This is a genomic window from uncultured Succinatimonas sp. (genome assembly GCF_905203285.1).
Classification (GTDB): Bacteria; Pseudomonadota; Gammaproteobacteria; order Enterobacterales; family Succinivibrionaceae; genus Succinatimonas.
In genome coordinates this window covers 1-5,915 of the sequence record NZ_CAJKVK010000109.1, presented here as the reverse complement: position 1 = coordinate 5,915, position 5,915 = coordinate 1, and the positions used below count along the sequence as shown (strand labels likewise).

General features: G+C 41.3%; 4 protein-coding genes. All 4 read left to right on the top strand.

All coding sequences use genetic code 11. The features are described 5' to 3' along the window. The first annotated feature begins 167 nt into the window (after positions 1-167). On the top strand, positions 168-1,451 hold the full coding sequence (locus QZ019_RS09025; RefSeq protein ID WP_295484397.1) for an amidohydrolase: 1,284 nt from the start codon (positions 168-170) through the stop codon (positions 1,449-1,451). 65 nt (positions 1,452-1,516) lie between these two features. After that, positions 1,517-4,099, top strand: a complete 2,583-nt coding sequence (gene lon, locus QZ019_RS09020; RefSeq protein ID WP_295484394.1) for an endopeptidase La — start codon at positions 1,517-1,519, stop codon at positions 4,097-4,099. A 210-nt stretch (positions 4,100-4,309) separates the two neighbouring features. Beyond that, entirely contained in the window at positions 4,310-5,602 is a 1,293-nt protein-coding gene (locus QZ019_RS09015) for an MFS transporter (protein ID WP_295484392.1), read from the top strand. 153 nt (positions 5,603-5,755) lie between these two features. Next, on the top strand, positions 5,756-5,915 hold a 160-nt coding region (locus QZ019_RS09920; protein WP_366936819.1), incomplete at its 3' end, for an AAA family ATPase.

The window sequence follows — 5,915 nt, the reverse complement described above, 5'->3', positions numbered from 1 at the left end:
ATTTGCTACTGGAAAACTACTGTCAATTGAGCTTAAACTATCCAAAATTAAGCTTTAAGCGTTGTCAGTCAATTGAAAACTTAAGCATCAAGCGTCTTGGCGCATAGTTTTTCTATTTTAGGAGGCGGCTTTTCCTATAAAAACAACAAAGGATTTGCCGATTTTTAATGAATAAAAATTTATTTTCCTTGCCTGATTTTACAAATAACGATTCTGTCTTTAAAGAACTCATAGCCTTAAGACGCATACTGCACCGTACGCCTGAAACCGGTTTTCACGAATGGAAAACCATGGAGCTTTTAATCGATCTTATAAAAGACACGCAAGGCACCATAACCTTCATGCCCCAAGAAACCGCGCAGCACCTTTGCACTCTTATTCCTAAAGCTGATAAACCCCATAAATTTTTAGGCACTGACGTATCGGTTACCGGTTTCAAGCTTACTTTTAATTTAGATCCTCAAAATAAAAAGGTTAAAAAACATCTTGCTATCCGCTCTGACATTGACGGACTGTCCATTCCTGAAAGTTCCGAGCCTATGCATTTACCTGCAAAACTCGGATTTAATGCGGTAAACGGCGCGATGCATGCCTGCGGACATGACGGACATATGGCAATTGCCATAATGAGCGCATTATGGGTCAATGCCAACCTTTCTTTACTATATGAATCAGATTTAAGTGCCATCAGCTTCATTTTTCAGCCTGCAGAAGAAGGATGCAGGGGAGCTCTTGCCGTAATTGATTCAGGCTTTTTACAAGATATCGATCTTATCTACTGCTATCATTTAGGTCTTGGCGTTCCGTCAGGATATATCGTGCCCTGCCCTTCAGATTTTTTGGCAAGCTGTAAATTCACTCTTGAAGTGTTCGGTAAAAAAAGCCACGCAGGTCATCCCGAACTTGGCATTAACGCGCTTAAAGTCACCGCATCTTTTATTGAAAAGGCGCTTAGTCTTTTAGATCTTAAAAAAGGACTTTACGTCAACATGTCAAATCTTCACTGTGAAGGGGCTTGCAACGTAATTCCCGATCACTGCTTCCTTGAAGGAGAAATAAGAGTTTTAGACGAAGAAAACTTGGATCTTCTTTACTCACAAATTGAACAAATCATCGCTAATGAAAGTAAAACCGTTCCGGGAAGCTACTATCAATTACTTAAAAAAGGCGTCGGTCTTGGCATCAAACAAGATGAAAAACTCTGTAAAAAAGTAGAAAAGGCAGCATTGAAGCTTAAACTTAATATCATGCCTGAGTTTAAATTCAACGCCTCTGAAGATGCATCTCAGTTAATTCGCCATCTGCAAAAGCAAGGCAAACTCGGATGCTACTTTATGATAGGCTCCGATATCGCTAATTCTCATCATAACAGTTCTTTTGATTTTGACGAAAAATCGCTTATAAACGGATTTAATGTCATAAAAGAACTAATCTTAAGTGAATTGCCTTGAAAAATAAGCACTCAGCCCCCATGTAACACCAAAGTTCATTAGCTTGCTTGAGATAATAAAAAAACATGAGCGAACCTAAAAACACCAAAGACGAAGAAACCTTACAAGATCTGGTTCATAAAATTGAACATTTAGAACATCTTGTTAAAAATCCCGGCGATAACGATAAAGAAAGCCGCACCGGACTTGGTGAGCAAATGCCCGAAGAAATGCATATCATCCCGATCTTCGGCCGTCCGGTCATGCCCAGTCAAATTACACCGGTACAGCTTTCAATTGATTGGGAAGATGTTTTAATGAAAGTAGCAGAAACCAAATCGAAGGTTTTTGCTATCTTTTCTATTGGTGAAAAACCCGGCGACAGAGACAAAATTATTCCTGAGGACTACCCTCCTGTAGGCTGCGCCGTTAAGCTTTTGCACGCAAAAGCCACTAATTCTGAAATTCACTTTATCTGTGAAGGCATAGCTCGCGTCAAAATCGAGAGCTGGACTAATTACGAAAAAACAAGTCTTGCTAAGGTAAGCTACCCGGAACCTACTTTGCCCGATCCTGAAAGCAAAGAGGCAATCGACGTTAAAGCTTACTCAATGGCGCTTGTTTCCTCAATTCAGGAACTTTTACCTTTAAATCCCCTATACACCGAGGAAATGCGTCAATACCTGCTGCGCTTTAACCAAAACGATCCGTCGCTTTTGGCAGACTGCGCCGCATCCATTTCAACCGGCTCTTATTCTGAACTGCAAAATGTTTTAAACGAAATCGAAATCCTGCCACGCCTTAAGATGTCGCTTACCATGATTAAAAAAGAGCTTAAGGCGGCTAAACTGCAGAACAAGATCAAAGGCTCGGTTTCTGAAAAATTAAATAAAAGACAGCGTGATTACATTCTGCGCGAACAGCTTAATGAAATTCAAAAAGAGCTCGGACTTAAGATGGATGATAAAAGTGCCGACGCCATTGAATTTGAAAAGCGCATGAAAAAACTCACGCCGCCTAATTACATTCTTGAGCGTTTTAACAGTGAGATAAAAAAACTTAAAGTTCTTGAAAGCGGCTCTCCTGAATATGCGGTCACAAGAAACTATCTTGACGTTATAACCTCAATACCTTGGGGCAAGATGTCAAAAGAATCAATCGATCTTAAAAAAGCACGCACGATTTTAGATAAAGATCATGAAGGGCTTAAAGACGTCAAAGACCGCATCATTGAATTTCTCGCTATAGGAGCTTTAAAAGGCGAGACTAAAGGTTCGATTATGCTTTTCGTCGGACCGCCCGGTGTCGGTAAGACCTCTATCGGCAAGTCTATTGCAAAGGCTCTTAACCGACCTTTCTTCAGACTGTCGCTTGGCGGTGTTGACGATGAATCAGTGATAAAGGGTCATCGCAAGACTTATATCGGATCAATGCCCGGCAAAATGGTACAGGCTCTGCGTGAAACCAAAGTCATGAACCCTGTCATCATGTTAGATGAAATCGATAAGTTAGGTCGTTCATATCAGGGTGATCCGTCAGCCGCTTTGCTTGAGACCTTAGATCCTGAGCAAAACAATAATTTCCTTGATCACTATCTTGATGAAAAGCTTGATTTGTCAAACTGTCTTTTCATCTGCACGGCCAATACCGTTGAATCCATTCCGGCACCGCTTCTTGACCGTATGGATCCGATTAGGCTTTCAGGCTATATAGCAAAAGAAAAGCTTTTAATTGCTAAAAAGCACTTGCTGCCCCGCGCTTTAAAGCAGGCAGCCATCCGCAAAGCCCAGCTTAAATTAAGCGATGAGGTGCTGCTTAAGATCATCGAGGAATATGCCCGTGAAAGCGGAGTTCGTTCTCTTGAGCGCGCAATTGCCAAGATAGTAAGGAAAACCGCCGTCAAAATAGTTGAAGGCGAAAGCTCCGTCACGGTCACCAAAGACAATCTTGAAGACTTTTTAGGCACTGCTCCTTTTAAGAAAGAAAAAAATATCAAAGGAGTCGGCGTGATAACAGGTCTTGCATGGACTTCGGTGGGAGGAGCCACACTGCCTATTGAATCGGTACTTGTCAACCGCGACAACAAAAGCTTTGAGCTTACCGGATCGCTTGGTGATGTTATGAAAGAATCGGCGCACATCGCCTACTCTTTCATCCAGGCAAATCTGCAGCGCTATGCCGGTAAAAAAGGAGCCGATTTCTTTAAGAAAGGCACAGTGCATCTTCATGTTCCCGAAGGTGCCACTCCAAAAGACGGACCAAGCGCCGGCATTACCATGGCTTCATCTTTATTATCGCTTGCTCTAAATCGCGCACCCAAGCAAGGATTTGCCATGACAGGAGAGCTGTCACTTACAGGACAGGTTCTTGCAATCGGCGGTATCCGTGAAAAAGTCATAGCAGCGCGACGCATGGGAATATTCAATCTTATCGTCCCTAAAGCAAACGCGGGCGACGTGAAGGAATTACCTTCTGAAGTAAAGGACGGAGTTAATTTCTATTACGCCGACTCTTATGATGATGTCGCTAAAATCCTCTTTAATGAGGTGAAAGACAGAATAGATAAGATTGAAAATAAGTACAAACCTGAGCTTATCGATCTTAAAGCAGAAGATCTGCCGCTTAAGAATCAGGAAGAAAAACCGCAAAGCGAAGTTGCGGTAAGTTAAAGTCGCTATACGGGTAAGGATTTAATCTTTACCCGTTTTTACATTCAAAGAATCACAATACGTTTGTAAAGTACTGTAAATTAAATATTAACCAATGTTTTTCTGCAAATTCCTTACTTATTAAACAAATAAAGTCTATACTTACCAAAAAAGCTTAATCAAAAATTTACATTAATTTTATATCTTTTTTAAAGATAAAAAGGATCCTGCGTGAACTGGAAAGTAGCCCTTGCGATCATTACGGCAAACGTAGTGTTAATGTCCTCAAGTTACACTATGCTTATCCCTTTTCTTCCGATTTACCTTACCAAAGAATTAAATGCGGATCCTGAAACCGCCAATTTATGGACAGGTGCAATTTTCGCCGTTACTTTCGCCGTTTGTGCCGTCATGGCTCCTATATGGGGAAAAATGACCGACAGTAAAGGCAAAAAGCTCATGGTTATGCGCTCAAGTTTCCTTATTGCGGTTACCTATCTTATGGGAGGCCTTGTCACAACACCTTTCCAGCTGTTTTTGGTTCGCGTGTTCCAAGGCTTTGCAGCAGGACTGTGGCCTGCATCTCTTGCATTGATGTCCACTCTTATTCCTAAAAATAAAATCGGCATCGGCATGGGCGTTATGCAGTCAGCCAATATTTGCGGCGGTATTTTAGGTCCCCTCTTCGGCGGCGTGCTGGCTGAATCTTTCGGTATGCGCACCTCATTCTTTATCAGCTCGGGAACCTTGCTTCTTATCACTTTAATTACCCTGTTCTTTATTAAAGAGCCTAAAGTAGACAAACCTGTACAAAAGGCAGTTAAAAACGTTAAGAAGGAATCCGTTTATAAGAAGTTGCTGCGCAATCGTTCTATCAGACTGTTGTTGCTGTGTACTGTTCTTACCAACATGGTCATCCTGCTTTTACAGCCTGTAATGACCTTATACATCGGCGAGCTCATGGGAACTACGGAAAATCTTCTTTTAATATCCGGTACCGTTTTCTCACTGTCAGGCATTGCAGGAGCCATTGCAGCTCCGATTTGGGGAAAACAAGGACAAAGCAAAGGATTTTTCTATACCGAGGTCATCTCCCTGTGCGCTGCCGGTATCTTGATAGCAGCACAGTTTATCCCCAATACCCTGTTGCCGTTTGCTATTTTGCAATTCTGCGTGGGTCTCGGATTTTCCGGCATTTTCCCGTCAGCAAACGCCATGGTGGTTAATAACACCGATCCTGAGATCCGCGGATCGGCTTTCGGACTTATGTTCTCAGGTCAGCAAATCGGCGGAACCATCGGCCCTATTTTAGGAAGCGTAATTGCTACATTTATTAATATCAGCGTGATCTTCTTAATGTCAGGATTACTGCTGTTGCTCGTTGGCATTCTGTTCTACTTTAAAGCCCCGCGTGCTCTGCGCATCCGCACCTTGCGCGCTCCTAAGAATGCACCTGACAAAGACTTTATGGAGAAGATTAAACAACAAGCTCGAGCTGAGCTTGAAAAAGAGCCGGCAAAGTAAAATTCAGATTAACAGTTAACTAAAAGCTTCTTGCATCAATGTAAGAAGCTTTTTACTTTGTTATTAACCACATAATCAGTTTTTTACGCTTCATTTAATTTAAAATATTTGTAATACTACATACAATATGTTGCTGATTACGGATTTTTATCTATGAAAATCAAACAAATCCATATAGATAAATATAAAATTTTTCAAAATTTCAATATAGATTTTTGTACTGACGATATTCCTCTGAAAATTATCGTTTTAACTGGCATAAACGGTACCGGAAAATCAACTCTTTTAGAATTTATCTCATTTCATCAGATTC